This is a genomic window from Aeromonas lusitana (assembly GCF_002812985.1).
Taxonomy (GTDB): Bacteria; Pseudomonadota; Gammaproteobacteria; order Enterobacterales; family Aeromonadaceae; genus Aeromonas; species Aeromonas lusitana.
Map to the genome: position 1 here is coordinate 1 of NZ_PGCP01000022.1, position 25,847 is coordinate 25,847.

The 25,847-nt window shown below is 60.3% G+C and carries 27 protein-coding genes and 2 tRNA genes; 15 read left to right on the forward strand and 14 right to left on the reverse strand.

Going from position 1 to position 25,847, the window contains the following annotated elements:
* Window positions 1-70 precede the first annotated feature (70 nt).
* From CUC44_RS14030 to CUC44_RS14040, 3 genes are all read left to right on the forward strand, one after another.
* Window positions 71-156 (forward strand) — tRNA-Leu (locus CUC44_RS14030).
* Between the two features lie 69 nt (window positions 157-225).
* Window positions 226-311: transfer RNA gene (locus tag CUC44_RS14035), tRNA-Leu, on the forward strand.
* Window positions 312-411: 100 nt separating this feature from the next.
* Window positions 412-678 carry a late competence development ComFB family protein gene (locus tag CUC44_RS14040; RefSeq protein WP_100860544.1) on the forward strand — a complete coding sequence of 89 codons (267 nt, stop codon included), beginning with the start codon at window positions 412-414 and terminating at the stop codon, window positions 676-678.
* 3 nt (window positions 679-681) lie between these two features.
* On the opposite strand, the gene CUC44_RS14045 is transcribed toward CUC44_RS14040, so the two are convergent.
* Window positions 682-891: a hypothetical protein gene (locus CUC44_RS14045; RefSeq protein WP_100860545.1), complete on the reverse strand. Its 210-nt coding sequence runs from the start codon at window positions 889-891 to the stop codon at window positions 682-684.
* A gap of 302 nt (window positions 892-1,193) precedes the next feature.
* Here CUC44_RS14045 and nhaC point away from each other — a divergent pair, with 302 nt between their 5' ends.
* The 7 genes from nhaC to CUC44_RS14080 all read left to right on the forward strand — a co-directional run bounded on the left by nhaC (window position 1,194) and on the right by CUC44_RS14080 (window position 9,290).
* The gene (nhaC, locus tag CUC44_RS14050; protein ID WP_100860546.1) at window positions 1,194-2,603 is read left to right on the forward strand and encodes a Na+/H+ antiporter NhaC; all 1,410 of its coding nucleotides are present in this window, start codon (window positions 1,194-1,196) and stop codon (window positions 2,601-2,603) included.
* Window positions 2,604-2,699: 96 nt separating this feature from the next.
* Window positions 2,700-3,623, forward strand: coding sequence for a LysR family transcriptional regulator (locus CUC44_RS14055; RefSeq protein WP_100860547.1), 924 nt, complete (start codon window positions 2,700-2,702; stop codon window positions 3,621-3,623).
* A 176-nt stretch (window positions 3,624-3,799) separates the two neighbouring features.
* On the forward strand, window positions 3,800-4,945 hold the full coding sequence (locus CUC44_RS14060) for an ABC transporter substrate-binding protein (RefSeq protein WP_100860548.1): 1,146 nt from the start codon (window positions 3,800-3,802) through the stop codon (window positions 4,943-4,945).
* A gap of 83 nt (window positions 4,946-5,028) precedes the next feature.
* Window positions 5,029-6,042 (forward strand): ABC transporter ATP-binding protein, encoded by a 1,014-nt coding sequence (locus CUC44_RS14065; protein ID WP_100860549.1) that lies wholly within the window; start codon window positions 5,029-5,031, stop codon window positions 6,040-6,042.
* Entirely contained in the window at window positions 6,039-7,007 is a 969-nt protein-coding gene (locus CUC44_RS14070; protein ID WP_100860550.1) for an ABC transporter permease, read from the forward strand. The genes CUC44_RS14065 and CUC44_RS14070 overlap by 4 nt, the downstream gene beginning before the upstream one ends.
* Window positions 6,997-7,830: an ABC transporter permease gene (locus tag CUC44_RS14075; RefSeq protein WP_425266322.1), complete on the forward strand. Its 834-nt coding sequence runs from the start codon at window positions 6,997-6,999 to the stop codon at window positions 7,828-7,830. The genes CUC44_RS14070 and CUC44_RS14075 overlap by 11 nt, the downstream gene beginning before the upstream one ends.
* Window positions 7,831-7,859: 29 nt before the next feature.
* Window positions 7,860-9,290, forward strand: coding sequence for a gamma-aminobutyraldehyde dehydrogenase (locus CUC44_RS14080; RefSeq protein ID WP_100860551.1), 1,431 nt, complete (start codon window positions 7,860-7,862; stop codon window positions 9,288-9,290).
* Between the two features lie 96 nt (window positions 9,291-9,386).
* Here the strand turns inward: CUC44_RS14080 and cyoE are convergent, their stop codons facing one another.
* From cyoE to CUC44_RS14100, 4 genes are read right to left on the reverse strand one after another with little or no spacing between them, the layout of a single operon-like run.
* The gene (gene cyoE / locus CUC44_RS14085; protein ID WP_100860552.1) at window positions 9,387-10,292 is read right to left on the reverse strand and encodes a heme o synthase; all 906 of its coding nucleotides are present in this window, start codon (window positions 10,290-10,292) and stop codon (window positions 9,387-9,389) included.
* Window positions 10,289-11,305 carry a COX15/CtaA family protein gene (locus CUC44_RS14090; RefSeq protein WP_100860553.1) on the reverse strand — a complete coding sequence of 339 codons (1,017 nt, stop codon included), beginning with the start codon at window positions 11,303-11,305 and terminating at the stop codon, window positions 10,289-10,291. Before CUC44_RS14090 ends, cyoE begins: the two co-directional genes overlap by 4 nt.
* Window positions 11,302-11,811, reverse strand: a complete 510-nt coding sequence (locus CUC44_RS14095) for a hypothetical protein (protein ID WP_244166790.1) — start codon at window positions 11,809-11,811, stop codon at window positions 11,302-11,304. Before CUC44_RS14095 ends, CUC44_RS14090 begins: the two co-directional genes overlap by 4 nt.
* Complete coding sequence (locus CUC44_RS14100; protein WP_244166791.1) at window positions 11,808-12,506, reverse strand: SURF1 family protein; 699 nt, start codon at window positions 12,504-12,506, stop codon at window positions 11,808-11,810. The genes CUC44_RS14095 and CUC44_RS14100 overlap by 4 nt, the downstream gene beginning before the upstream one ends.
* Window positions 12,507-12,580: 74 nt before the next feature.
* On the opposite strand from CUC44_RS14100, the gene CUC44_RS14105 reads away from it, so the two are divergent.
* Window positions 12,581-12,787, forward strand: a complete 207-nt coding sequence (locus CUC44_RS14105) for a DUF2909 family protein (protein WP_100860555.1) — start codon at window positions 12,581-12,583, stop codon at window positions 12,785-12,787.
* Between the two features lie 26 nt (window positions 12,788-12,813).
* Here CUC44_RS14105 and CUC44_RS14110 read toward each other — a convergent pair whose 3' ends face one another.
* The 6 genes from CUC44_RS14110 to CUC44_RS14135 all read right to left on the reverse strand — a co-directional run bounded on the left by CUC44_RS14110 (window position 12,814) and on the right by CUC44_RS14135 (window position 19,756).
* A complete protein-coding gene (locus tag CUC44_RS14110; RefSeq protein ID WP_100860556.1) occupies window positions 12,814-13,695 on the reverse strand; it encodes a cytochrome c oxidase subunit 3 in 882 nt (293 codons plus the stop codon).
* A gap of 2 nt (window positions 13,696-13,697) precedes the next feature.
* Window positions 13,698-14,252 (reverse strand): cytochrome c oxidase assembly protein, encoded by a 555-nt coding sequence (locus CUC44_RS14115; RefSeq protein WP_100860557.1) that lies wholly within the window; start codon window positions 14,250-14,252, stop codon window positions 13,698-13,700.
* A 9-nt stretch (window positions 14,253-14,261) separates the two neighbouring features.
* Window positions 14,262-15,848 carry a cytochrome c oxidase subunit I gene (gene ctaD, locus CUC44_RS14120; protein ID WP_100860558.1) on the reverse strand — a complete coding sequence of 529 codons (1,587 nt, stop codon included), beginning with the start codon at window positions 15,846-15,848 and terminating at the stop codon, window positions 14,262-14,264.
* 8 nt (window positions 15,849-15,856) lie between these two features.
* Window positions 15,857-16,966, reverse strand: coding sequence for a cytochrome c oxidase subunit II (coxB, locus tag CUC44_RS14125; RefSeq protein ID WP_100860559.1), 1,110 nt, complete (start codon window positions 16,964-16,966; stop codon window positions 15,857-15,859).
* Window positions 16,967-17,372: 406 nt separating this feature from the next.
* Window positions 17,373-19,445, reverse strand: a complete 2,073-nt coding sequence (locus CUC44_RS14130) for a tRNA(Met) cytidine acetyltransferase TmcA (RefSeq protein WP_100860560.1) — start codon at window positions 19,443-19,445, stop codon at window positions 17,373-17,375.
* The gene (locus CUC44_RS14135) at window positions 19,442-19,756 is read right to left on the reverse strand and encodes an HlyU family transcriptional regulator (RefSeq protein ID WP_100860696.1); all 315 of its coding nucleotides are present in this window, start codon (window positions 19,754-19,756) and stop codon (window positions 19,442-19,444) included. Before CUC44_RS14135 ends, CUC44_RS14130 begins: the two co-directional genes overlap by 4 nt.
* Before the next feature lie 138 nt (window positions 19,757-19,894).
* Between CUC44_RS14135 and CUC44_RS14140 the strand changes: the two genes are divergently transcribed.
* The 4 genes from CUC44_RS14140 to CUC44_RS14155 all read left to right on the forward strand — a co-directional run bounded on the left by CUC44_RS14140 (window position 19,895) and on the right by CUC44_RS14155 (window position 23,580).
* Entirely contained in the window at window positions 19,895-20,101 is a 207-nt protein-coding gene (locus tag CUC44_RS14140) for a bacterioferritin-associated ferredoxin (RefSeq protein ID WP_167388912.1), read from the forward strand.
* A 148-nt stretch (window positions 20,102-20,249) separates the two neighbouring features.
* Window positions 20,250-20,729: a bacterioferritin gene (gene bfr, locus CUC44_RS14145; protein ID WP_100860562.1), complete on the forward strand. Its 480-nt coding sequence runs from the start codon at window positions 20,250-20,252 to the stop codon at window positions 20,727-20,729.
* A gap of 201 nt (window positions 20,730-20,930) precedes the next feature.
* Complete coding sequence (locus CUC44_RS14150) at window positions 20,931-23,033, forward strand: DUF885 domain-containing protein (protein ID WP_100860563.1); 2,103 nt, start codon at window positions 20,931-20,933, stop codon at window positions 23,031-23,033.
* Between the two features lie 88 nt (window positions 23,034-23,121).
* Complete coding sequence (locus CUC44_RS14155; RefSeq protein WP_100860564.1) at window positions 23,122-23,580, forward strand: methylglyoxal synthase; 459 nt, start codon at window positions 23,122-23,124, stop codon at window positions 23,578-23,580.
* A gap of 62 nt (window positions 23,581-23,642) precedes the next feature.
* Here the strand turns inward: CUC44_RS14155 and CUC44_RS14160 are convergent, their stop codons facing one another.
* The 3 genes from CUC44_RS14160 to CUC44_RS14170 form a co-directional block, all read right to left on the reverse strand.
* A complete protein-coding gene (locus tag CUC44_RS14160; protein ID WP_100860565.1) occupies window positions 23,643-24,230 on the reverse strand; it encodes a superinfection exclusion B family protein in 588 nt (195 codons plus the stop codon).
* 120 nt (window positions 24,231-24,350) lie between these two features.
* On the reverse strand, window positions 24,351-25,409 hold the full coding sequence (gene ansB / locus CUC44_RS14165; protein WP_100860697.1) for an L-asparaginase 2: 1,059 nt from the start codon (window positions 25,407-25,409) through the stop codon (window positions 24,351-24,353).
* A gap of 128 nt (window positions 25,410-25,537) precedes the next feature.
* A complete protein-coding gene (locus CUC44_RS14170) occupies window positions 25,538-25,732 on the reverse strand; it encodes a heavy-metal-associated domain-containing protein (protein WP_100860566.1) in 195 nt (64 codons plus the stop codon).
* Between the last annotated feature and the right edge of the window lie 115 nt (window positions 25,733-25,847).

Genomic DNA, 25,847 nt, shown 5'->3' on the forward strand with positions numbered 1-25,847 from the left:
GGTGCGAGTCCCTCTCTTCGCACCATGCTTTTATCAGACAGCATGTAAATCCAGACTGATAACCCGATGTGCGAAGGTGGCGGAATTGGTAGACGCGCTAGCTTCAGGTGTTAGTGCCCCCCGGGTGTGAGGGTTCGAGTCCCTCTCTTCGCACCATGATTCTGACATGTTAAAACAGAGCAATGCGCCCAACCGCATTTAAAAACCAGATGGGAAAAACAGTGTGCGAAGGTGGCGGAATTGGTAGACGCGCTAGCTTCAGGTGTTAGTGTCCCACGGATGTGAGGGTTCGAGTCCCTCTCTTCGCACCATCTATTATGCAAAAGGCCCATCACGGAAGTGATGGGCCTTTTGTTTTTGGCCGTCGTGGCTATGCTGTTGATAATGCGACGTGACCACAGGAGTTGCCCCATGATCCTGGATACCGACATTCACAACTTCTATGAACACCTGGTACTCAAAGAGATAGAAAAACAGGGCCTCGGCCAGACGCTGAGCTCCCACCAGCTCGCCGATCTCTGCTGCCTTACCCTGAATCAGCTCCCCTCCCACTACATCCGCCACAACGTCGACATGATCTACTTCACCACGGAAACCGAGCGCACCGAGATGGAGCAGAAGGTCATGGCAGCGCTGCGCCTGGCCCACGACAAGATCCTGGCCGTCCCCTCCCGCTAGCGACTAGTGCCAGCTCTGCTGCCAGATCAGGGCCACCACTCCCGTCATACCGGCCACCGGCAGCAGGATCAAGACAGGCCTCAATTTGGGTTCCAGCATGACCCAGGCCGCCAACAGGAAGCCCAGACTCCAGATGCCGTACTCCTTCTCCTGACCCCAGCCAAGGACGGCCAGCAGCCCCGCCAGCAACAGGCCCCTCACTATCCAGATCATGGCGAATCTCCCTCTCTCACAAATTGATAATAATTATCATTTGTATTTTATGAGGGTGCAATCGGACTTTCCTATGGGTCTCGCCCATTTGAGCGGTATCATTCTCATACTCAAAAAATGCTTACGAGATCAACTAACAGGCATATTTTTCAATCATTAATGCATTTTTGCTAAATAAGTTGGGATTTTGGCCCCCTGGTTTGTGGTAGATTGCGGCCTCTTTTTGGGTGAGCCCCTCGGGATACGTGTATCCACAGGACGAGAGGGACTGGCCTTGGCGAGCAAGAGTTTAGGAAGTATCTATGCAAAACCAACAAAACCACATCCGACTGCCAAGCATGTATCAGGTGTTTGCCTGCCTGGCCATTTTCCTGGCCCTGGCCTTCTCCTTCACCAGCCTGCTCGATCTGCCGATCCAGCTGGCGCTGTTCATCGCCTGGTTCGTCATCATGGGACTCGGCATCCGGCTCGGTCATGATTACAAGTCCCTGGAGCAGGCCGCGGTCGACGGCGTCGCCAAGGGGATGGGCGCCATCCTGATACTGGTCTCCGTCGGTGCCCTGGTCGGCACCTGGATCGCCGGCGGCATAGTCCCCAGCATCATCTACTTCGGCCTCAAGGTGATACACCCGTCCATCTTCCTGCTGGCGACCCTGATCATCTGCTCCCTCACCTCCCTGGCGACCGGTACCTCCTGGGGCTCCGCCGCCACCGCCGGCATCGCCATGATGGGCATAGGCCACAGCCTGGGGGTGCCTGCGCCCCTGGTGGCGGGGGCCGTGCTCTCCGGCGTCTACTTCGGTGACAAGCTCTCCCCCCTCTCCGACTCAGTGGTGCTGGCGTCCACCATGTCCAACGTCGACGTGGTGGAACACATCAAGGGCATGCTGCCCATCAGCCTGTTCTCCTACGTCATCACGGCCGCCCTGTTCACCGTGGTCGGCATGCAGTACTCCGGCAATGTCAGCCTGGAGCAGGTCAACCTGGTGATGGAGGCCCTCGACAAGCAGTTCAACATCACGCCGCTGGCCATAGTGCCCGTGGTGCTGGTGCTGGGCCTGCTGGCCAACCGCAAGCCCGCCTTCCCGGTGATCAGCTTCGGCGCCCTGCTGGGCCTTATCTGGGCCATCGCCTTCCAGGGTATGGATCCGATCAAAGCGATGCACTCGGCCTACAGCCCCTTCCCCATCGTCTCCGGGGTCGATTTCATCGACAACATCCTGGGCCGCGGCGGCATGGAGTCCATGCTGGGTTCTGTAGCTGTCATCATCTTCGGTCTGGGCTTCGGCGGTCTGCTGGAGAAGGTCGGCATCCTGGCCGTCATCGCCAGCGCCTTCGAGAAGCGGATCAACGGCGCTGGCAGCCTGACCACCCACACCATAGGCACCGCCTTCCTGGCCAACGTGTTCGGCTCAGCCATGTATGTGTCCCTGATCCTGACCCCCAAGATCATGGCCAAGAATTACGACCGGCTGGGACTGGCTCGCAAGAACCTCTCCCGCAACGCCGAGTTCGGCGGCACCCTCACCTGCGGCATGGTGCCCTGGAGCGACAACGGCATCTTCATGGCCGGGGTGCTGGGGGTGGCGACCCTGGACTACCTGCCCTACATGTGGCTCAGCTTCACCTGCATCATAGTGACCATCACCCTCGCCTATCTGGGCAAGGGGGTGAACCGGCTGCCGGTGATCGAGGCGGCCAGCTCTCGCTAAGCATGCAAAGACAATGACAAAGGCGCCTGCGGGCGCCTTTCGTTTGGGCGCCGTTAACGGTTAAGCTGATTGCTCACCCAGTGGCAGGATGCCCAGATGAACTTCACCTTTCGCCAGATCCGCTATTTCGTCGCCGTGGCCGACAGCTTCTCGGTGAGCCGCGCAGCCGCCGAGTTGCACATCTCCCAGTCTGCCGTCACCAGCGCCATCCGTGAGCTGGAGACGGAGCTCGGCGCCGCCCTGTTCGAGCGCAACCCGCGCGGGGTCAGCCTCACCGCCCAGGGTCACCAGTTTTTGCTGCACGCCAGACGGATCCTGGGCGCCATGACGGAGGCGGGCCAGTCCCTCAAGGCGGTGGCCCAGCAGGATCAGGGTCAGCTCACCATAGGGGTGACCACGCTAGTGGCCGGCTACTACCTGTCGGAGGCCCTCGGTCGTTTTCGCCGCGCCTTCCCGGCGGTGCGCATCGAGGTCAAAGAGGATGAACAACCCTATCTCGAGCACCAGATCGTCAACGGCGAGGTGGACGTGGGGATCCTGATGACCAACCGCACCATCCGTCAGGAGGCGTTCGATACCGAGCTGCTGACCCGCTCGCCGCTGCGGCTCTGGCTCGCCGCCAACCACCCCCTCTGCGCCGAGTCCAGCCTCTCCCTCAAGGCCCTCGCCGAGGAGCCCATGATCTCCCTCACCGCCGATCAGCTGGATCAGATCATCGGCTCCGGCCTGCGCCGCTACGGGGTTGCCCCCCGTATCGTGCTGCGCACCGCCTCGGTGGAGGCGGTGCGCAGCCTGGTGGCCAGCCAGCTCGGGGCCGCCCTGCTGCCGGATTTCGCCTACCGCCCCTGGTCACTGGAGCAGGAACGGGTCGAGGCGCGCCCCATCAAGGAGCCCATTCCCGCCATCGACATAGGTCTGGTGTGGCGCCGTGGCTCTCACCTGAGTTGGACCGCCCGGGAGTTCATCGACATAGTGCGGGATCAGAGCCGGTTGCGGGCCCGCCAACCCGCGTTTCGCTAAGAAGCTCATCTCGGAAATTCAGATTCATCTGCACTCGATATCGATTTTTCAGATACCCAGTCGGTTAAAAATTGAAATTCTCATTACAGCGCCCGTCTCCTACGCTCATGGCAGTTAACAGGATGTTAATGCCATGACGATGTCGCCATGGCTCCCGATCATGCAAGGAGCGCAAGATGAAACTGACCCCCCTGACCCTGGCCCTGATCCCGGCCCTGCTGGCAGGCCAGACCCAGGCCGCCCCCACCGAGCTCGGCAAGGGTGAAGGCCAACTCAATATCGTGGCCTGGGCCGGCTACGTGGAGCGCGGCGAGACCGACAAGAACTACGACTGGGTGACTGGCTTCGAGCAAGAGACCGGCTGCAAGGTCAGCGTCAAGACGGCGGCCACCTCGGACGAGATGGTGGCCCTGATGAACGAGGGGGGCTTCGATCTGGTGACCGCCTCCGGCGATGCCAGCCTGCGTCTCATCGCTGGCGGCAAGGTGCAGGCCCTGAACCTGGCGCTCATCCCGAGCTACAGCAAGATAGATCCCCGCCTGCAGAGCGCCCCCTGGCATACGGTGGACGGCAAGCACTACGGCGTGCCCTACCAGTGGGGCGGCAATATCCTGATGTACAACACCAAGACCTTCCCCAAGGCCCCCGACTCCTGGAGTGTGGTGTTCGAGGAGCAGACCCTGCCGGATGGCAAGTCCAACAAGGGGCGGGTGCAGGCGTTCGATGGCCCCATCCACATCGCCGATGCGGCCCTCTACCTGATGACCCACCAGCCAGCGCTCGGCATCAAGGATCCCTATGAGCTGAACGAGGATCAGTACAAGGCCTCTCTCGGACTGCTGCGCAAGCAACGTCAGCTGGTGGGCCGCTACTGGCACGACGCCTTCGTCCAGATCGATGACTTCAAGAACGAGGGGGTGGTCGCCTCCGACTCCTGGCCGTTCCAGGCCAACACCCTGATCGCCGACAAGCAGCCCATCGCCACCACAGTGCCCAAGGAAGGGGTCACCGGCTGGGCCGACACCAGCATGGTACACAGCGAGGCCAAGAACCTGACCTGCGCCTACAAGTGGCTGGAGCACTCCCTCAACAACAAGCTGCAGGGGGATCTCGCCTCCTGGTTCGGCTCCGTGCCCGTGGTCCCCGCAGCCTGCGAGGGCAATGCCCTACTCGGCGCCGAGGGGTGCAAGACCAACGGCATCGACAACTTCGACCGGGTTCACTTCTGGCGCACACCGGTTTCCCAGTGCAAGAGCCAGGGCACCTGTGTGCCTTACTATCGCTGGGTCTCGGACTATATCGCCATCCTGGGTGGTCGCTGATCCCCTTCAGGCAAGCAACGCCTGACATAGCCCTCTTGCGGGCCGGGTGGATACCCGGCCTGGTTAGATGACAAGGACGTATCATGACAGCCGTACAATTTGACCGGGTCAGCCGCCACTATGGCGAGGTGAAGGCGGTCGACGACATATCCTTCCAGATCCCGGCCGGTGAATTCTTTACCCTCCTGGGCCCGAGCGGTTCCGGCAAGACCACCTGTCTTCGGATGATCGCCGGCTTCGAATACCCGAGCGCAGGCGAGATCCGTCTGTTCGGTGAGCCCTGCTCCCGAGTACCCCCCTACGATCGCAATCTCAACACCGTCTTCCAGGACTATGCCCTGTTCCCGAACATGGATGTGCGCGACAACATAGGCTATGGCCTGATGCTCAAGGGCGTGTCCAAGCCAGAGCGCTATCGCAAGGTAGACGAGATGCTGGAGCTGGTGCGCCTGCCCGGCGTCGGCAATCGCAAACCGGGCCAGCTCTCCGGCGGCCAACGTCAGCGCATCGCCATCGCCCGGGCGCTGATCAACCAGCCACGCATCCTGCTGCTGGACGAGCCGCTCGGCGCACTGGATCTCAAGCTGCGCGAGCAGATGCAGCTAGAGCTGAAAGCCTTGCAACGCCAGCTCGGCATCACCTTCATCTTCGTCACCCACGATCAGCAAGAAGCGCTCTCCATGAGCGACCGCATCTGCATCTTCAATCAGGGCAGGATAGAGCAGATAGCCCCACCGGATACCATCTACGACGCCCCGGCGACCCCCTTCGTCGCCCGCTTCGTCGGCACCGTCAACCTGTTCGAGGGAGAGCAGGCCAGACGCCTGTGTGGCGACAGCCAGCAGATGATGGTGCGCCCTGAGCGGATCCGGCTGAGCGAAGCCGGCACGCCCGGCTGGTCGGGGGAGATCCGCGAGGTGGAATACCTGGGTGCCTTCGTGCGCTACCGGGTCAGCCTTGGGGAGCAGCTCGAGATCATCGTCAACCATCCCAACGAGGGTCAGGAACGCCTCCCTCACGGCGCCCAGGTCAGTCTCAGCTGGCCGGAGCAGGCCATCCACCACCTGACGATATCCAAACCGGAGACTCAGCCATAAGCCTCCCCCACAGTGCGAGCCTTCCCATGAACCCTGTCTCTGCACCATCCACCTTTCGGCCGCTGCGGCGCCTCTCCACCCTGCTCTATGGCCGCCCCGGCCTGCTGCTGGGGATCCTGCTCGGCCCGCCGCTGATCTGGCTCGGCATCATCTATGTGGGCTCCTTGCTGATGCTGCTCTCCAACGCCTTCTTCGGGCTGGACGAGTTCAGCGGCCAGGTGCGCCACGAGCTGGGGCTGCAAAACTTCGTCGCCCTGCTGAGACCGGAGAACCTCGACGTCATCCTACGCACCGTCGGCATGGCGCTGCTGGTGACCCTGACCTGCGCCCTGCTCGGCTTCCCCGTCGCCTACTACATGGCGCGCTACACCAGCGGCAAGACCCGGGCCCTGTTCTACCTCGGCATCATGCTGCCGCTCTGGTCCAGCTATCTGGTGCGTGTCTACGCCTGGAAGCTGATCCTGGCCAAGGAGGGGGTCATCAGCTGGCTGGCGGGGAGCCTGGGGCTGGACTGGCTGCTGGACGGCATTCTCTCCCTGTCGGTGATAGGCGGGCCCTCACTATCGTTCTCACGGCTCGGTACCTTCATCGTGTTCGTCTACGTCTGGCTGCCCTTCATGATCCTGCCGATCCAGGCGGCGGTGGAACGGATCCCCCGCTCCCTGCTGGAGGCAAGCGGCGATCTCGGCGCCACCCCAGCCCAGACCTTTCGCACCCTGATCCTGCCGCTGGCCCTGCCTGGGGTGGTCGCGGGCTCTATCTTTACCTTCTCCCTGACCCTGGGGGACTACATCATCCCCGGCATCATAGGCAACTCGACCATGTACATAGGCCAGGTGGTCTATATCCAGCAGGGCACGGCGGGCAACCTGCCCTTCGCCGCCGCCTTCTCACTGGTACCCATCCTCATCATCGCCGTCTACCTGTCCATCGCGAAACGTCTGGGGGCCTTCGATGCGCTCTAATCCCGCTATGAATCAGGATCATGGCCAGCGCCCATCCGGCCTGCTGAAATACGCCGCCATCGGCGGGTTGCTGTTCCTGCATATCCCTATCCTGTTTATCTTCCTCTACGCCTTCACCAGCGAGAGCAAGAGCTACCAGTTCCCACCTCCCGGCCTGACTCTGAAGTGGTTCGAGGTGACACTGAACCGACCCGATGTGTGGCGCGCCATCCAGCTGTCGCTGGAGGTAGCGGGGCTGGCAACCTTAGCGGCCATGGTGCTCGGCACCCTGGCGGCAGGGGCCATTGCCCGCAGTCGCTTCTTCGGTCAAGAGGTGGTGTCGCTGCTGCTGGTGCTGCCCATCGCCCTGCCCGGTATCGTCACCGGCATAGCGCTGCGCTCCGCCTATGGCCTGCTGGAGATCCCGTTCAGTTTCTGGACCATCGTCATCGGCCACGCCACCTTCTGCGTGGTGGTGGTCTACAACAACGCCCTGGCGCGGTTTCGCCGCACCAACCAGAGCCTCATCGAGGCATCCATGGATCTCGGCGCCGATGGCTTCCAGACTCTGCGTTATGTGATCCTGCCAAACCTCGCCACCGCCCTGCTGGCGGGGGGCATGCTGGCGTTCGCGCTCAGCTTTGACGAGGTGATAGTCACCACCTTCACCGCAGGTCAGCAGACCACGCTGCCCATCTGGATGTATCAGGAGCTGATCCGTCCCCGGGACAGACCCGTCACCAACGTGGTGGCCCTCATCATAGTGGCCTTCACCACCATTCCTATTCTGCTTGCCTACTACCTCACCCGCGACGGCCAGGACGTCGCCGGCAGCGGCAAATAACGACTCAACGCGTGCGCAAGGATGCAACCATGAAGCTCAATACCAAATTGCTTATCGACGGCCAGTTTGTAACCGGAGACGGTCCGGCCGAGCCCGTCCTCAACCCCGCCACGGGGGAGCTCATCGCCTCTGTGCCAGAAGCCTCGTTCGAGCAGGTGAGCCGTGCGGTGAACGGCGCCCAGCGTGCCTTCGCCCAGTGGAGCCGCACCACCCCGGCCCAGCGCAGCAATCTGTTGCTGCGCCTTGCCGATGTCATCGAACGTCACGCCGAGGAATTCGCGGCGATCGAATCCCTCAACTGCGGCAAGCCCTATCTGGCTGTGCTGAACGACGAACTGCCCGCCGTGGTGGACTGCTTCCGCTTCTTCGCCGGGGCGGCACGCTGCCTGCAGGGGCCACTGGCGGGGGAATATCTCGAGGGGCACACCAGCATGATCCGCCGGGATCCCATCGGCGTGGTAGGCAGCATAGCGCCCTGGAACTATCCGCTGATGATGGCAGCCTGGAAGATGGCACCCGTGCTCGCCGCCGGCAACACCGTAGTGCTCAAGCCCTCGGAGCAGACCCCGCTGACCGCCCTTCGCCTCGCCGAACTTGCCAGCGAGCTCTTCCCCCGCGGCGTCATCAATATCATCTGCGGTCGCGGCGAGAGCGTGGGTGCGCCACTGGTGGAGCACCCCCTGGTGCGCATGGTGTCACTGACCGGCGATATCGCCACCGGCCAGAAAATCCTGCAGAGCGCCGCCCGCACCATGAAACGCACCCACCTGGAACTGGGCGGCAAAGCTCCCGTCATCATCTTCGATGACGCGGATCTCGAAGCCGTGGTGGCGGGCATTCGCACCTTCGGTTTCTACAACGCAGGCCAAGACTGCACCGCCGCCTGTCGCATCTATGCCCAGGGCAAGATCTACGACAAGTTCGTCGCCGCCATGACAGAGGCGGTGGCCTCCATCAAGGTGGGCAGCCAGCACGAAGAGGGTGTGGAGATGGGCCCTCTCATCTCGGATCGACAGCGCAACCGGGTCGCCAGCTTCGTGGAGCGGGCCCAGAGCAGCGGCCACGTGGAGGTGACGACGGGGGGCAAGATCCGGGCGGGCAACGGCTTCTTCTTCGAGCCGACCCTGATTGTCGGCGCCCGTCAGGAGGATGAGATAGTGCGGCGCGAGGTGTTCGGCCCGGTGGTGTCGGTGACCCGTTTCAACGATGCCGAGCAGGTGGTGCAGTGGGCCAACGACTCTGACTACGGCCTCGCCTCCTCGGTCTGGACCCGGGATCTCGGCCTCGCCAGCAAGGTGGCGAGCCACCTGCAGTACGGCTGCACCTGGATCAACACCCACTTCATGCTCTGCTCGGAAATGCCCCACGGCGGCATGAAGATGTCCGGCTACGGCAAGGATCTCTCCCTCTACGCACTGGAGGACTACACTGTGCCGCGCCACATCATGGTCAAACTCTGAAAATCGCAAGGCTGGCCTTCGGGCCAGCCTCTCTGTATTGTCACTCTCTGCTCTCCCCTTCCCCCCCGGGTTCTACGCCTCCCTCAACCCCCCTTCTTATGACAGCCGCCATAACCAGTGGTGATCCAGAAGCAGCAGGCCAAACAGCAGCATCAGGTGATAGATGGAGAAGCGGAAGGTACGCATCGCTTGGGCAGGTCGATCAGCATGTTTCAGCAACCAACCATGCCAGCAGAACCTCAGGTTCAGCATCAGGCTGCCGACGAGATAGATGAGACCGGACATGCCGATCAGATAGGGCAGCAGGCAGATCAGGGTCAGCATCAGCAGATAGAACAGGATGGCTGTCTTGGTGAACTCGATACCGTGGGTGACCGGCAGCATGGGAATGTTGGCGCCTGCATACTCATCCCGCCGGTGGATCGCCAGGGCCCAAAAATGCGGAGGAGTCCAGGTGAAGATGATCATCACCAATAGCCAGGGCTCCGCCGAGAGCTGCCCCGTTATGCAGGTCCAGCCAAGCAGCGGCGGCATGGCCCCCGCCAGCCCGCCGATGACGATGTTTTGTGGTGTCGCCCGCTTGAGCAACAGGGTATAGACGATCGCATAGCCAAACAGGCTGGCCAGGGTCAACCAGGCGGTCAGGGGGTTCACTCCCCAATAGAGCAGCACAAACCCCAGCAGGGCCAGCCAGAGTGCAAACTGCATCGCCGCCCTGCTAGTGATCCGCCCTCTGGCGACCGGTCGCCAGCGTGTCCTGCGCATCTGGGCGTCGATGCCGCTATCCAGACTGTGATTCATGGCCGCTGCGGCAGCCGCCAACAGGCCTATGCCAACCAGCCCCAACACCATGCGATCCAGCGAGGCCAACGTCGGCTCGGCCAGCAACATGCCGACCCAGGCAGTCAGCAGCAACAGAGCCACCACTTTCGGTTTGGTCAGCTGGTAGTAGTCCCGCAGCAGGCGGGGATCGAACAGCTGTGCCAGTGACTTGTCGTTCATGTCTGGCTCCGGATCGCCACGGGCGATAGCAAGGGTGAAGTGGCGGTGTGGGAGAGTCGCCGACGGGCCAGCACACACAGCACCAGCAGGTGTGCACCCACCAGGTTATGAGCCAGAGCATTGGCCAGAGGCAGGGCGAGGTGAACATTGGCCAGCCCCAGTGCTATCTGTATCAACAACAGGGTGAGGAGCAGCGTTCCGAGTAACCGCAAAGGTGCGCCATGGCGGATCAAGCCCAGTGCAAAGGCGCCAACCAACAGGGCCGTCGCCATAGCCCCCAGCCGATGGGCGATGTGAATGGTCTGTCGCGCTTCCTTGCCGAGCACCCCGAACTCGTAGCTGGCATGGCCAAGCGGCAGGTGGAAGGCTTCATCCCAATCCAGCTGTTGCTGCCAACCAGAGTGACACAGAGGAAATTCGGCGCAGGCCATGGCGGCATAGTTGGAGGACGTCCATCCCCCCAGAGCAATCTGGATCAAGAGCACACCGCAGGCGAGATTACCGAGCCAGGGCAAGCCCGGACCACCGACAATGGGCGAGTGTGCGGGATCTCGTACCAGCTCCACCCGGTAGAGCCACAGCAGGGTAAGGATGGCAAAGCCACCGAGCAAGTGCGTCGTGACCACCAAGGGATGCAGCGCCAGGGTCACGGTCCACATCCCCAAGGCGGCCTGCCCGATGACCAATACCAGTAGCGCACCCGATAGAAGACGCAGGCGGCCACCAGCACGCCAGCTCAGAACGAACAGGGCCGCGATGAGGCAGCCCAGGGCCCCGGCAAAATAACGATGCACCATCTCGCTACGGGCCTTATGAGGCTCAAGCGGACTATCCGGATAAAGCAGGGTCGCCTGTTCAGCATGTGCCTGCTGTGGAATGGCCAGGGAGCCATAACAGCCGGGCCAATCGGGGCACGCCAGCCCGGCATCGGTCAGTCGGGTATAGGCGCCGAGCAGAATGACCAGTACCGCCAGGGCGATGGCGACCGAGGCCAGCCACTTGTGTATCTTCATTGCACACCTCGCTGGTACTTGAGCAACTGCTGCAGATCTGACAGGACCGCCTTGCCAAACAGGGGCCACTGAGCCGTGTTGGTTGGTACCTGATAACGCAGGATGGCAAGCCCTTGCGGATCGACCAGCATCAGGTCTCCCGCCTTGATTTCTGTAGCCAGCTTGGCATTCGTCTCAAACGAGGGGGCATCACTGTTCAGCTGTACCAGTGCCAGCTTGTCCAGGTTGCGGCCCAGGGCACTCTGTATCCGCTGCATAAGCACAGGCACCTGGCGGCATTCTCCCTCACATCCACTGTCCTCCAGATAAACCAGCCGCCATTGGCTCTGATGAGCCGGCAGCGGCTGCAGCAAATAGATTTCCTGGCTCAGCCAGTGCCCCTTGCTGCGAGTGCCAGCTTCATACCAGCCTTGGCTCAAAGTCAGGGCCGCCAGCAGCACGGGTAGCAGGATCACCAGCACGAAGGCGGCAGGTACCTTCCATCTGGCCCATTTTTTCATGCTCATGGGGAAGACCTCCTTGTCAGCATCAGCCCCCCCACCAGCACCACCAACGCCAATCCCAGCCATTGCAGCGCATAGGCTCTGTGCTTTTCTGGCGGCATGACGTTCTGTTGGTAGTGGTAGATAAACGGCGTTTTCTGCTGATAAAAAACGGCATCTACCAGGGGAAGGCTGGTTTGTTCACTCAGGCTGGTGACCCTGACAGACTGGATCCTGTTCGGGTAAGCGCCAGGTTCGATGTTTTGACCCAATAACAGACCACCTGGGCTTATCCGCAACAGCCCATCCAGCTCCAGGGCGGCGGGAATTACTGGCTCGGGTAGCCGATCCCGGCTTGCCGGTGCGGGTATCCAACCCAGATTGACCAACAGCAAGGGCGCTTGTGATGAAGATTGTTTTACCGCCGTAGCCCCCTTGCCTGCACGGACCGGTATGATGATGTCATAGCCTATCTCACCCGCCACGGCCTGGTTGTCCAGCAGCCAGACATAAGGGGATAACCACTCCACCCGGCCTCGCAGCGGCATCCCGTCCCACCGATCTGGGGCGGTCCAGTCGAGCTGAGTCAGGGTCAAGGGGGCCGTTTGCTGCGCCTCGGCCATCCGGGCCAGCCAGATATCCTTCTCCGCCGCCCGTTGCCACTGCCAGAGGGCCAACTTGCACAAACCGACCGACGCACCCAGAGTGAATATCAGCACTATCCAGCGCCTGTGGTGAAATGGTCGTTGCTTGTGCCAGGTCGTCATTTCACGCATATAGCTAAGGCCCTAACATGTTGATCAAGATAGTGTTGATACTCATGCTGCTACTTATCATTGGGCAGCTGTTCCATGCCCTCTGGTTGATGATGACCACGGGTCAGACTCAGAAGATGTCGGCCCCACTCGGGCGCCGTGTCCTCTTCTCCCTGTTGGTGATCGTCATACTGCTGATCTCCCTAGCAATGGGCTGGTTAGAGCCCAATCCTCGCCCCTATTAAGGGCGAGGGCCCGTTTTAAGAAGCCCTCAAAGCAAGTAGACAAAGACGAACAGACAGAGCCAGACCACATCGACGAAGTGCCAATACCAGGCTGCCGCCTGGAAGGCGAAGTGACGCTCCGGGGTGAAGTGATCCTTCAGCACGATACGCAGCCAGATGATGCCAAGAAACAGAGTGCCCAATGTGACGTGCAGGCCATGGAACCCGGTCAGGATGAAGAAGGTATTGCCATAAATCCCGGAGTCCAGCCGCAGCCCCAGCTCCTTATAGGCATGTATGTATTCATAACCTTGCAGCCACAAGAAGCTCAGCCCGAGCAGCACAGTGGCAAGCAGCATCCACTTGAGACGAGCGCGCTGATTGTTCTCCAGACCCGTGTGGGCGAACAGCAGGGTGACGGAGGAGCTGAGCAGGATCAGGGTATTGATGAGCGGGATGCCATGCCATGGCATGGCCTGAGTCGTGGTGCCTCCCGGGGTCTTGAGCATGGGCCAGTGGGCCGTAAAATCAGGCCACAACAGTTGCGCAGTCATTGCCTTGTTGCCGGCACCATCCAGCCAGGGCATGGCCAGTTCCCGCGCGTAAAAAAGCACCCCGAAAAAGGCTAGGAAAAACATCACCTCAGAAAAGATGAACCAGGTCATCCCTTGCCGAAAGGATCTGTCCATCTGAGCGCTGTAGAGCCCGGTCATGGACTCCTGAATGATGTGGCGAAACCAGCCAAACAGCATAAAGACCAGCAAGCCGACCCCGGCCATCAGCAGATATCGACCCACTCCGGCTTGCTTGCTGGCCACTTCATTGACCAGATGGCCCGCTCCAAAGGCCAGCAGAAACAGGGCCACGGCCCCTATGATCGGCCAGCGGCTCTGATCCGGGACATAATAATTCTGGTTCACCTTGGCCATGATTATTTCCTCTGTGCAAGCGCCGGGGTCGGCTTGGACTCTGTGATGTCATACAGGGAATAGGAGAGCGTGATGGTGTTGATGTCATCAGGCAGGGCTGGGTCTACGTAAAACTTGAGGGGCATCAGCTTGCTCTCCCCCGCTTTCAACTCCTGGCGGTTAAAGCAGAAGCACTCCACCTTCTTCAGATAGGCGGCGGCAGGGCCGGGAGAGACTGATGGCACAGCCTGGGCAACCATGGTGCGATCGGTCGGGTTGAACACCCGATAGTTGACCTGTTTCATTTCACCCGGTCGCACCGACAAACGCTCGGTTTCTTCGCTGAACTGCCACGGCATCTGGGCATCCGCATGAGCCAGAAACTCGATCTGGACGGTGCGCTTGTCATCTATCACGGCGCGATCCGCCGTAGCCGGTTGCTCAGCCGTCTTGCCATTGAGGCCGGTAATCCGGCAGAAGACGTCATACAAGGGCACCAAGGCGAAGGCGAACCCAAACATAAGGATGATGATCAACGCCAGTTTTCGAAGCAGGGGTCCGTGATTGACTTGAGTCATATGGCCTCCCTAGTCCACCTGTGGTGGCGTCTTGAAACTGTGATAGGGAGGGGGCGACGGCAGAGTCCACTCCAGCCCTTCCGCCCCCTCCCACACCTGAGCGCTCGCCGGTTGGCCTCCTCTGATGCACTTGATCACTCCCCAGACGAACAGCAGTTGCGAGAGTCCGAAGGCGAAGCCACCCAGGCTGATAAACATATTGAAGTCCGCAAACTGCAGTGCGTAATCCGGAATACGGCGGGGCATGCCCGCCAGCCCGACGAAGTGCATGGGGAAGAACAGCATGTTGACCGAAATGAGCGAGCACCAGAAATGCCACTGCCCCAGCCGTTCGTCATACATGTGCCCTGTCCATTTCGGCAGCCAGTAATAAGCGGCGGCCAATATTGAAAATACGGCCCCGGTCACCAGCACATAGTGGAAGTGAGCCACCACGAAATAGGTATCGTGATATTGGAAGTCCGCCGGTGTCATGGCCAGCATCAGCCCCGAGAAGCCGCCAATGGTGAACAGGGTGATAAAGGCGATGGCAAACAGCATGGGGGTCTCGAAGGTCAACGAGCCCCGCCACATGGTGGCAATCCAGTTAAAGACTTTTACGCCGGTCGGCACCGCGATCAGCATGGTGGTGTACATGAAGAACAGCTCGGCCACCACGGGCAGGCCCGTGGTGAACATGTGATGAGCCCACACCATGAAGGACAGCAGGGCTATGCTGCTGGTGGCATAGACCATGGATCGATAGCCAAATAACTTCTTGCGGGAGAAGGTCGGAATGATGCTGGAGACGATGCCAAAGGCCGGCAATATCATGATGTAGACCTCGGGGTGACCAAAGAACCAGAAGATATGCTGGAACATCACGGGATCCCCGCCCCCCGCCGCATCGAAGAAGCTGGTACCGAAGTATTTATCGGTCAGTACCATGGTCACTGCGGCCGCCAATACCGGCATGACAGCGATGAGCAAGAAGGCCGTGATGAGCCAGGTCCAGACAAACAGCGGCATCTTCATCCACCCCATGCCCGGCGCCCGCAGGTTGAAGATGGTCACTATGACATTAATGGCCCCCATGATGGAGGAGATCCCCATGATATGGATGGCGAACACGAACAGCGCCGTGCTGTTGCCGCTGTACTTGGTCGACAAGGGGGCATAGAAGGTCCAGCCAGAACTCGGACCACCACCCTCCATAAACAGGCTCGATAACAGGATCAGGAAGGCAAACGGCAGGATCCAGAAGCTCCAGTTGTTCATCCTAGGCAGCGCCATGTCCGGTGCCCCTATCATCATGGGGATCAACCAGTTGGCCAAGCCAGTAAAGGCGGGCATCACGGCGCCAAACACCATGACCAGGCCATGCACCGTGGTCATCTGGTTGAAGAATAGGGGCTCGACCAACTGCAAGCCTGGCTGGAACAACTCGGCGCGGATCACCATGGCCATGGTGCCACCGGTAAAGAACATGGTCAGGGCGAACAGCAGATAGAGGGTGCCGATGTCTTTGTGATTCGTGGTGTATAACCAGCGTCTCAGACCCGCTGCGGGTCCGTGGGAGTGGTCTGCGTGCAGGGTATCCGTGATTCCATCACTCATGCCGACTCCTATTTGTCCTGCTTAATAAGGGACTGCACCTCTGCAGCCTGAACCACATCACCCGTGTTGTTGCCCCAAGCGTTGCGCTCGTAAGTCACCACGGCGGCAACCTCCTGCAGGCTGAGCTGTTTGCCAAAACCGAGCATGGCCGTCCCGCTCTTGCCATGCAGCACCAGATCCAGATGATGGTTCCGGTTCTCCGCCAGGGTGGTGACCTTGCTGCCCTTGAGAGCGGGGAAGATGCCGGGTAGCCCGGTTCCGGCGGGCTGATGGCAGGCGGCGCAGTGACCGAGGAATACCTTCTCTCCGATTTCCATAGCCTGGGGCAGGGTCATGGTCTGGCTCGCCAGATCTTGTTGCTGCGCCTTGGCGGCGGCCTGCGTTTCAGCCGTCTTGGCGATCCAGCCATCAAACTCCTCGGCGGGCTTTGCCACTACCACTATGGGCATGAAGCCATGATCCTTGCCGCACAGCTCGGCACACTGTCCCCGGTAGGTGCCGGGTTTATCTATCTTGGTCCAGGATTCGTTGATGTAGCCGGGATTCGCATCCCGCTTCACCGCAAAGGCAGGCACCCACCAGGAGTGGATGACATCGTCGGAAGTCATCAGGAAGCGGATCTTCTTGCCAACCGGCAGCACCAGCGGCTGATCGACCTCCTGCAAGTAGTGGTCACCCTTGGGCTGCTCGCCCTTGATCTGTTTCCTGTCGGTGGCCAGCAGGGAGTAGAACTCCACCGGATGCTCGAGGTATTTGTAATGCCACTTCCACTGGGAGCCGGTGACCAGCACGGTCAGATCGGCCTTGGAGGTGTCTTCCATCTTCAGCAGGGTCGAGGTGGCAGGCACCGCCATGGCCACCAGGATCAGCACGGGAATGGCAGTCCAAAGGAGTTCGATGCGGGTACTCTCGTGAAACTGAGCCGCCTTGGCGCCACGAGACTTTCGGTGACGGACGATGGACCAGAGCATGGCCCCAAACACCAGTAGCCCGATCAGGCAGCAGATATAGAAGATCGTCATGTGCAGGTCATAAACCTGCTGACTGATAGCGGTGGCCCCGCGCGTCATGTTGAAGGTTATTTCGCTGGCAGAAACAGCGCCGCTCGCAAGCAACATCACCCATGCGCCATGGTTAATTGCATTTTTTCCCACATTGCACTCCCTGTGCACGTTAGAAAAGATGGCTTACATTAACCACGGATAATGCTAACCATCTGAAAATAATGCATTTATTAAAATCACACTCACATTCAAGTATTAGTCCATATTCCAAAAAAACCAAAATGCCCCAGACCAATGAGGGACTCATCAGAGCAGTTGGGTATAGCGGATATGAATTGGGAGCAAGTGGTCCAGACAGGGGCACTCTTATATCGCGTATATCGCGACCTGAATAGCAAAGCGGCCAAGCACTGATGGCCTGGCCGCTCCCATAGAGAGGAAAACACCACCCAACCCCAGCATGAGATTGGATATTCAACCTGGTCCTTCGCTGTACTGATTAAATCTCCACTGGTCGTGATCAGCTGGCGAGCAGCCCTTTATCCAGCAGCCGGGCCACCAGACTACGCAAGGCCTTGACCAGCGCAGGCTTGCCTGCCAGTCGCAGCGCCTTCCCCACCTGGGCCCAAGGCGCGTACTGCCAGATGGTGGCGATCAACAGTCGGCGCTCGTCAGGGGTCAGCTCATCGAGGACGCTCGTCTTGGCAAATAACCAACGCTGGAGACTTGCCTGGCACAACTCGAATGGCTTGTGATGATGGGCAAAGCAGTCGAGCTCCAGAGCCTCAAACTCGTCCAGTTCGGACCCTTGAATCGCAATACCCTCTCTCAGGCACTGCCAGACCAGCTCGGTATCCAGCTCCTTGAGTGCACCCACCAACAGGGTCGGCAACTGGCGCACAAACCTCTGCCGCCATTGTGCCAGCTCGGGCTCGCGAGCCCTGTTCAAGGCCTTGAGCAGCAGGGCCGCATGACTGCCGCTGGCAGCGTCTCGCTGCAGGCCGATACGCAGCACCGTCAGCCCGGCCTGGTGCCAGAATGGTAGCAAGTCAGCACTGGCCGAGAACGCCGAGCCCAGATAGTCAAAGCCGAGGGCCCGGTAATGGGTCTCCAGTTTACCCAGCAGCAAGGAGCCCAATCCATGGCGATGCAGGCTGGGATGAACGGCGATGCGCATCATCCTGGCATAGCTGCGCTCCCCTGCCGTGATGAATCCGGCGTGGGCCAGCAGTGATTGGGGTAGCAGATGACCACGGGGGCGTCTTCGCCCCGCCCAGATGTCCTGAGCCAGGACGGGATCTATCTTGCCCTCTCGCACCACCAACGCCACCCCGAGCAGGCTCTGGTCCTGCTCCAGCAGATGGATGTCGAGATCCGGGCTCTCCAGCAGGTATCGCAGATCGCTCGGACTGGTCTGATAGTGAGCCAGCACCAGCAAGCCGAACACCAGATGGAGCAAGGCCTCATCTTCGACCAGCTCATCTTGTGCGATCTGCCGCCAGCCTGGATTGACCGGGCTGGGCGGCGACTGGATATCCACATCGAGACCCAGCAGTCGAAACACCAGTGGCTCCAGGGGGTCGTGGCAGCTCCAGCGGATTGGCTCGCTCAGGTGCAGTTCCTGCCAATCCGGTACCTGCCGATCCAGAACCCGTTTGAAACGCAGATGAAAACCCCGCCCGGTTCCCTCATAACCATGTTCCGTCGTGGCGAAGACGATGCGGCTGTGATGGGCCAGCATGGCTTCCAGCAAGGGCGTCGGAATGGCGGCGGCCTCATCCACCAACAGCAGATCCGGCTGCAGATCCCCCTGAACCAGCCGATCCGGTGACACATATGTCAATCCCGCCAGCTGTTCCGGATCGACGTTCAAGGCCTTGGCGGCATGCGCAAAGAGGGTGGCAACGGTGGCCTGAGACGGGGCTGTCACCACGATTTGCAGACTCGGGTCCTGGCGCAGCAGGTCAGCTGCGGCGAGGCCAAGCAGGGCGCTCTTGCCACGACCCCGATCCGCACTGAGCACCAGAGGGCGGCGGCGATGACCGTGCAGCACCTTGTGAATGGCGGGCAGGGCAATGGCCTGATCCTCACTCAGCAGACGATCCTGCCCCAGCGGCTGCCACTGATCATTTCCGCTAACAGGATTCAATGACGTAGCGGGATCGGCTGCCAGCAAGCGCACTAGTCGGGTGATGAACCCCTGCCCCGCCCGCTCGGCATCTTCCGGTTGGGCCACCAGTCGTAACCTGTCCGGATCCGGATAGCTGGGCCACTGCTCCCTTGGGGGGGTCAGCAATATCAGCAGGCCACCGGCACGCAGGGCGCCCGCCAGAGCGCCGAAAGCATCGGGATGAAAACCGCTGAAGGCGTTGAACACGAGCGTATCGCACTCCTGACCGAGACGCTGCAGCGCCTTGGCGGCGGGTAGCGGCGCATGCTCGGCAGGCCCCTCCCCCAGCCAGAACACTGCCTCCCCCAGCCAGGGCAAGGCGCGGGTAATGCAGTCAGCCTCATTCCCCTCCAACCAGATCAGGCGCCGCTCACCCACGCGGGCCAACGCCTGGCGCAGAGCATTCGACTCCATGGATGTCATGAGGCTGAGTGATCGCCGGGTTTGGTACGAGGTTCGAACATGCGCTCCCCCATCTGATCGATGAAGGTATGGGCTTTTTGCACCATGAAACGCTCGGCATCGGCCGGGTTTACGAACAGGTCTGAGCGGATGAATCTGTGGGTCAACACCTCGCCATCCACCTCTCGGGTGATGCGGCCCGCCAATCGGTATTGGCCCCCTTCTGCCATAGGCTCGGGGTAAATAAGATAGCCTTCGTATTCCGTCGGCGTCACCTCGGCGGCGGCCGGAGCCGGGCTGTTGAACAGGGCACTGAACAGTTTTTTGAGCATGATCATCTCCTATCTGGTAGCCGCATTGTCCCCAAGGGGTGAATGGCTGGCAAGCGGGGGATCTTATTACCAATCGGTATTTGCACTACGAACCATTCTCATTTAGATTTCTTCTCATTCCAGCATGAGGTTAGAACTATGTACGTGTGTTTGTGCCGCGGCATCACAGATACCCAGATCCGCAAGGCGGTACAGGCAGGCAAGACCGAATTCCGACAACTGAAGCAGTCGCTGGAAGTGGGAGCTCAATGCGGCAAGTGTGTCCGCATGGCCATGGAGATCATCGCCGCAGAACTCGACAAGACTGACTCGGATCAGGTCCCGCTTTACTACAAAGTGGCTTGATAACAAGGTTCTATTTTCTGCATTGATCCGCTCTTGGATCACCCTTCCTTCAGACGAGCCACTTCGTCGGATGTCCTATTGTCATTTTTCTGGACTAAGCTCTAGTGATCGCTGCCTCGATAAGGCACGAACATAAGGAGTAATGTCGATGAAAGGAGACCCCAAAATCATTGCCCACCTCAACAAGGTGTTGGCCAATGAGCTGGTTGCCATCAACCAATACTTCCTGCATGCCCGCATCTATGATGACTGGGGCCTCAAGGGGCTCGGGCACAAGGAATATCATGAGTCCATCGATGAGATGAAACATGCCGATGAACTGGTCAAGCGGGTGCTGTTTCTGGAAGGACTGCCCAACTTGCAGGATCTCGGCAAACTGCGCATCGGTGAGACGGTCGACGAGATGTTGCGCTGCGATCTCTCGCTGGAGATGGATGCCATTCCCGACCTCAAGGTCGCCATCACCTATGCCGAATCGGTACATGATTACGTCAGCCGCGATCTGTTCCAGGAGATCCTGGAAGACGAAGAAGAACATGTAGACTGGCTGGAGACCCAGCTTGATCTCATCGATCGCATCGGCCTGGAAAACTACCAGCAATCCCAACTTCATTCGGAATCATCCTGAATAGTTATGGCATTGAATCGCCGCTTTACAACCCGCTCAGGCGGGTTTTTTCATGTCTGGATGAATAGCTTTTCAGCATAGCTATCAACATGAAAAATAAGGTTATTTATGTTAAGCGAGTCGCAAAAGGCGATGGTCTGACGGTGCACTATTGGAACCCCTTTGGGAGTTCATAACAACGATGCATTAAAGGACTAAACCATGCACTTCTCACTCAACAAGGTGGCGCTGGCGTGCGCCATTGCCCTCTCCCTCACCGCCTGCAAGGACAACAGTTCCAAGGCACCGGCGGATCCCGTCGCCACCAAGGCGACCCTGATGCAGACCATGGATGAGGCCCTGCGCGAGAGCCAGACGCTGGACCCCTACGGTTTCGCCATCGACGAGCAGAGCATTGCCAAACGCAAGGCGCTCGACACTTCCCTACTCAAGCGACTGGATGCCCTGGATCCTAGTGTGCTAAGCGAACGGGACAGGCTGTTCTACGACATGATCCGCTGGGATCTGCAGATCAACTTGGCAGGTTATGAGCTGCCCCAATCCCAGATCCCTATCCATCACTTTCGCAACCGGGTCGTGGACCTGGCCGACGAGGTCGGCGCCGTGCCTGCTAGCGGTCGGGCGGCACGCACTGTCGACAGCAGCTTTGACTACTTCGCCCAGAGCTCGGCCGAACGAGTCGCACCCGGGGATGCAAACTGGCGACGGGATCTCGACCGCACGGCCGCAGCCCCGGTGCAGGCTAAGGCACGGGTGACCACGGCACCGCTAGCCTGGTATCAGGAGCATCTTGTCTGGCTCAAAGCCTATGCCGCCTATCTGGCCGAGGTGAAGCAGCAGTTCGAACAGGGCAGCGCCCGGGGCAACACCTTGCCGGACGAGCTGGTGGACCGGCTGCTGGCCCAGCTCAACGGCAAGCTGGATGGGGAAGCGATCGCAGGATCCTATCTTGGCTGGCAGCAGTTGCCAGGGGATGCCGACGAGGCGCTGCGCACCGACTACAAGGCCGTGCTGGACAGCATCAACGGCCGCTACCTGGCGCTGCGGGACTATCTGGATTACCAGCATGGCGGCACCTACGGGGTGCGTCTTGGCAGCGGCGAGTGCGACGATGGCTTCTGCGGCATGACGGATGGTCGCGACTGGTATCGCTGGCTACTGAAGAAACACACCACCACAGAGATGACACCGGAAGAGGTGCACGAACTGGGCCTCGGCGAAGTAACCCGGATCTTCGGCGCCATGGTCAAGGTGTGCCATACCGTCGGCAAGTGCGACAGCGAGGACGTGGCCCAGAGTAAGCAGAGCGGCCAGATCTATGCCTTCTTCCGCTACTTGAACGAGCCTGGCTTCTTCTACCAGAACCCGCTGTCGGTCTGGTCAGCCGGTCTGAACCCGGACAACGCGGCCGGCGCGACCTTGAACAAGTCACAACAGCAGGCCCTGGCCGAGCATGAGCGGGCGCTGCGGGAGTACAACGCCTTCAAGAGCAAGGCCGCCCAGGTGCTGCCTGACTTCTTCGATGCCGAGCGCACCATTCCCAAGCTGGATTACGAGGTGGTGCCGGTCGCCTATGAGGATGCGCCCTACGGCGGCGTCGCCTGGTATCAGGACGGCAACACCCAGACCGGTCGCAAGGGGCAGTTCTTCCTCAATACCTATTACCCCTATGGCCTGCAGAGCTGGAATATCAGCACCCTGCTGGCCCACGAAGGGGCCCCCGGCCATCACTTCCAGATCACCATAGCTCAGGAGCTGGCGGCCAAGGATCCCGACTTCCCGCAGTACGTGGCGAACGCCTCCTATACCGCCTACGCGGAGGGCTGGGCACTCTACACCGAGTATCTGGCAGATCACGACATGGGTCTCTATCAGGGACGCGGCCTCTACGATCCGGCGGTGGGGGATGTGAAGGTCGAGGGCTCACCTGCCTTCAACAACCAGTTGCAGTATTTCGGTCGCCTCAACGAGGAGATGCTCAGGGCCATGCGGCTGGTGGTGGACACCGGCATCCACTGGTATGGCTGGAGTCACGACAGGGCCGTCGGCTACATGCAGGAGAACTCGGCGCTGGGGGCCGGGGACATCAGCTCCGAGGTGCCACGCTACATGGCCTATACCGGTCAGGCCACCTCCTACAAGGCAGGCCAGTTGGCCCTGATCCGGATGCGGGAGAGCGCCGAACAGGCCCTTGGCAGCCAGTTCGACCTCAAGGGATTCCACCACCAGGTGCTGGAATACGGCATGCTGCCCATCTCGGTGCTGGAACAGAAGAACCGGCAGTGGATAGAAGAGTCGAAGTGATCACAGTTACGGCGCCCGGCAAGACAGCGGGCGCCGCTTTCGATTAGGATACAGGCCTACTCCTATCACTATGCTACGGACGATTTCCATGGAACTGATTGCACGTGAGATGGCGCCCCACAAGCGGGTGGCCCTGGTGGCTCACGACAACATGAAGGCTCCCTTGCTGAGCTGGGTGCTGCGGCGCAAGGAGGAGCTCAAGCTCCACCATCTCTATGCGACCGGCACCACGGGCACCCTGCTCGGCAAGCAGGCGCAGTTGCCCATCACCTGCCTCTTCTCAGGCCCCATGGGGGGCGATCAGCAGCTCGGCGCCCTCATCGCCGAGGGCAAGATAGACGTGATGATCTTCTTCTGGGATCCCCTCAATGCCGCGGCCCACGATCCGGACGTGAAGGCCCTGCTGCGTCTGGCGGCGGTGTGGAACATCCCGGTCGCCACCAACGAGGCGACCGCAGACTTCATCATGGACAGCCCGCACATGCAGCGCGCGTTCAGCGTGCAGGTGCCGGACTACGCCGGCTACCTCAAGGCGCGCACCGAGTAAGGCGCCAGACAGCAAAGAGCCGGGCAATGCCCGGCTCTTTTTATGTCAGGATGACGGCAGGCTCAGCGCTGCAGGCTCTTCTGGGCGAACTTGGGTCTGGCGTTCATGATCTGCTCCACCTGCTCGTCGCTCATCTTGCCGCGAGACAGCCCCAGCACCTTGTAGGTCAGCAGCGGCCGTGCCGGCAGGGCGATCATCAGGGCGCGGATCTGGTTCTCGTCTTCTTTCTCCCGCACCGGCTTGCCATAGGCGTAGGTGAGCACGCCGGCGTCCATCAGGTTTTTGACGGCAGGCTCGGTGATCGGCAGGTTTATGACGCTTTTGCGCTGCAACACGAACTCGCGCAGCACCGCCTTCTCGTTGAAGTCGAGGAAGCCGATCATCTGGGCCAGCTGATCCTGCTGGCGACGGGACTGCCACTCGTCACAGGCCCATTCCCAGAAGATCAGGAAGGCCTGGCTGCAGAAGTAGGAGATGGCGATCAGCATGCCGACCCCGAGCCAGGCCGCATGGGCCGTGGCCCACTGGCTGACGGCGCCCTTCATCAGGCCGGCCGGGAACAGCAGAATGATACTGCAGCAGAGCAGCAGCCAGACCATGAGCCAGTTGAGGCGGTTCAGCTGATAGAAATGTTGGATCCACCGTTTCATCGTTCATCCTTCCCAGAGCATTGTGGACAGTAGTCAATCCATAGCAATGAGTGTGCCAAGGCGTGAGCAATGAAAACGGGAGGCCTGAGCCTCCCGCGGGATCCATCCGATGATGTGCGGTCAGAACTCCTGGAACCAGCGCTGGATTTGCTTGGGATCCTTGCTCTGGGTCAGGGAGAGCATCAGCAGGATGCGCGCCTTCTGCGGGTTCAGGGTGCCGGCGGCCACGAAGCCGTACTTGACGTCGTCGATCTCGGCGTCCAGGGTAGTGGCACCGGTCGGCACGCGGGCGGAGCGCACCACCCGGATGCCATCCTTGCTCGCCTTGGCCAGGGTGTCGAACAGGGTGTGGTAGAGGTTGCCGTTGCCCACCCCGGCGCTGACGATGCCGTCAAACTTGGCGTCCACCATGGCCTTGGCGGGCAGATCGGTGGCGTTGGCATAGTTGTAGACGATGCCGACCTGGGGCAGCTTGTCGAGCTTGCTCACATCGAACGGGGTCTTGCTGGTGTGCAGCCGGGCCGGGCTGCGCTGGTAGTCTATCTTGCCGTTGTGGATGTAGCCGAGCGGGCCGAAGTTCGGCGCGGCAAAGGTCTGCACCCCAGTGGTGTTGGTCTTGGTGACGTCGCGGGCATCCAGCACGGTGTCGTTCATGGCAACCATGACGCCCCTGCCCTTGGAGCTCGGGTCCGAGGCGGTGACCACGGCGTTGTAGAGGTTCAACGGACCATCGGCGCTCATGGCGGTGGACGGACGCATGGCGCCCACCAGCACCACAGGCTTGTCGCTCTTGACGGTGAGGTTCAGGAAGTAGGCGGTCTCTTCCATGGTGTCGGTGCCGTGAGTGATGACGATGCCATCCACGTCATCCTTGGCCAGCAGCTCGTTGACCCGCTTGGCGAGCTTGAGCCACACCTCGTCGTTCATGTCCTGGGAGCCTATCTTGACCACCTGCTCCCCCTGCACCTCGGCCACGTTCTTCATCTCGGGCACGGCGGCGATCAGGGTCTCAATGGCCACCTTGCCGGCCTCGTAGTTGGACTGGGTCGCAGACTGACCCGCCCCGGCGATGGTGCCGCCGGTCGCCAGTATGTGCACGCTGGGCAGGGCCATGGCCAGGGGGGAAAGGGTCAGTCCGAGTACGGTGGCGAGCAGGGTCTTGCGGATAGGGAGGGTCATGCTGCAATCCTTCTGGATGGTTGATTGCAGCATTTTTATTCTTTTTAAATGAAATTTAAGTGATCATTCTCACCAATAAAAACAAGTAAGCAGAATATTAGTCTGATTTTTACCTATATAGTGTTAGGTCACTCTGCCGAGAAGCCCTTGGCTTCGATCAGGGCGACGATCTCGGCCTTACTGAGGCTGCTCTCGATGACGGCCTTGCTGCTGTCGAAGTCGACTTTGGCATCCGTCACCGCGCCCTGGGCCAGCAGGGCTTTTTGCAAACTGGCGGCGCAGCCGCCGCAGGACATGCCGGATACGATAAGTTCGATAGTCATGATATGTCTCCTCTCTTGATATGAACCCAGCCTAAAGCTGCCGCCAGCGGCAAGGTCAAGCCCCGCCTCTCCACAATCAGCGGGTCTCGTATCATCAACTCATCGGCCCGGGTTT

Coding starts and splice junctions, on each gene's coding strand:
- CUC44_RS14040 (WP_100860544.1), top strand. CDS start 412: ATGATCCTGGATACCGACATTCACAACTTCTATGAACACCTGGTACTC.
- CUC44_RS14110 (WP_100860556.1), bottom strand. CDS start 13,695: ATGGCCAAGGTGAACCAGAATTATTATGTCCCGGATCAGAGCCGCTGG.
- CUC44_RS14095 (WP_244166790.1), bottom strand. CDS start 11,811: ATGAGCATGAAAAAATGGGCCAGATGGAAGGTACCTGCCGCCTTCGTG.
- ansB (WP_100860697.1), bottom strand. CDS start 25,409: ATGACCCTCCCTATCCGCAAGACCCTGCTCGCCACCGTACTCGGACTG.
- CUC44_RS14135 (WP_100860696.1), bottom strand. CDS start 19,756: ATGCTCAAAAAACTGTTCAGTGCCCTGTTCAACAGCCCGGCTCCGGCC.
- CUC44_RS14065 (WP_100860549.1), top strand. CDS start 5,029: ATGACAGCCGTACAATTTGACCGGGTCAGCCGCCACTATGGCGAGGTG.
- CUC44_RS14060 (WP_100860548.1), top strand. CDS start 3,800: ATGAAACTGACCCCCCTGACCCTGGCCCTGATCCCGGCCCTGCTGGCA.
- cyoE (WP_100860552.1), bottom strand. CDS start 10,292: ATGAACGACAAGTCACTGGCACAGCTGTTCGATCCCCGCCTGCTGCGG.
- CUC44_RS14080 (WP_100860551.1), top strand. CDS start 7,860: ATGAAGCTCAATACCAAATTGCTTATCGACGGCCAGTTTGTAACCGGA.
- CUC44_RS14170 (WP_100860566.1), bottom strand. CDS start 25,732: ATGACTATCGAACTTATCGTATCCGGCATGTCCTGCGGCGGCTGCGCC.
- CUC44_RS14150 (WP_100860563.1), top strand. CDS start 20,931: ATGCACTTCTCACTCAACAAGGTGGCGCTGGCGTGCGCCATTGCCCTC.
- CUC44_RS14160 (WP_100860565.1), bottom strand. CDS start 24,230: ATGAAACGGTGGATCCAACATTTCTATCAGCTGAACCGCCTCAACTGG.
- coxB (WP_100860559.1), bottom strand. CDS start 16,966: ATGTTGCTTGCGAGCGGCGCTGTTTCTGCCAGCGAAATAACCTTCAAC.
- CUC44_RS14140 (WP_167388912.1), top strand. CDS start 19,895: ATGTACGTGTGTTTGTGCCGCGGCATCACAGATACCCAGATCCGCAAG.
- CUC44_RS14090 (WP_100860553.1), bottom strand. CDS start 11,305: ATGAAGATACACAAGTGGCTGGCCTCGGTCGCCATCGCCCTGGCGGTA.
- bfr (WP_100860562.1), top strand. CDS start 20,250: ATGAAAGGAGACCCCAAAATCATTGCCCACCTCAACAAGGTGTTGGCC.
- CUC44_RS14130 (WP_100860560.1), bottom strand. CDS start 19,445: ATGACATCCATGGAGTCGAATGCTCTGCGCCAGGCGTTGGCCCGCGTG.
- CUC44_RS14105 (WP_100860555.1), top strand. CDS start 12,581: ATGTTGATCAAGATAGTGTTGATACTCATGCTGCTACTTATCATTGGG.
- CUC44_RS14155 (WP_100860564.1), top strand. CDS start 23,122: ATGGAACTGATTGCACGTGAGATGGCGCCCCACAAGCGGGTGGCCCTG.
- CUC44_RS14115 (WP_100860557.1), bottom strand. CDS start 14,252: ATGACTCAAGTCAATCACGGACCCCTGCTTCGAAAACTGGCGTTGATC.
- CUC44_RS14055 (WP_100860547.1), top strand. CDS start 2,700: ATGAACTTCACCTTTCGCCAGATCCGCTATTTCGTCGCCGTGGCCGAC.
- nhaC (WP_100860546.1), top strand. CDS start 1,194: ATGCAAAACCAACAAAACCACATCCGACTGCCAAGCATGTATCAGGTG.
- ctaD (WP_100860558.1), bottom strand. CDS start 15,848: ATGAGTGATGGAATCACGGATACCCTGCACGCAGACCACTCCCACGGA.
- CUC44_RS14075 (WP_425266322.1), top strand. CDS start 6,997: ATGCGCTCTAATCCCGCTATGAATCAGGATCATGGCCAGCGCCCATCC.
- CUC44_RS14045 (WP_100860545.1), bottom strand. CDS start 891: ATGATCTGGATAGTGAGGGGCCTGTTGCTGGCGGGGCTGCTGGCCGTC.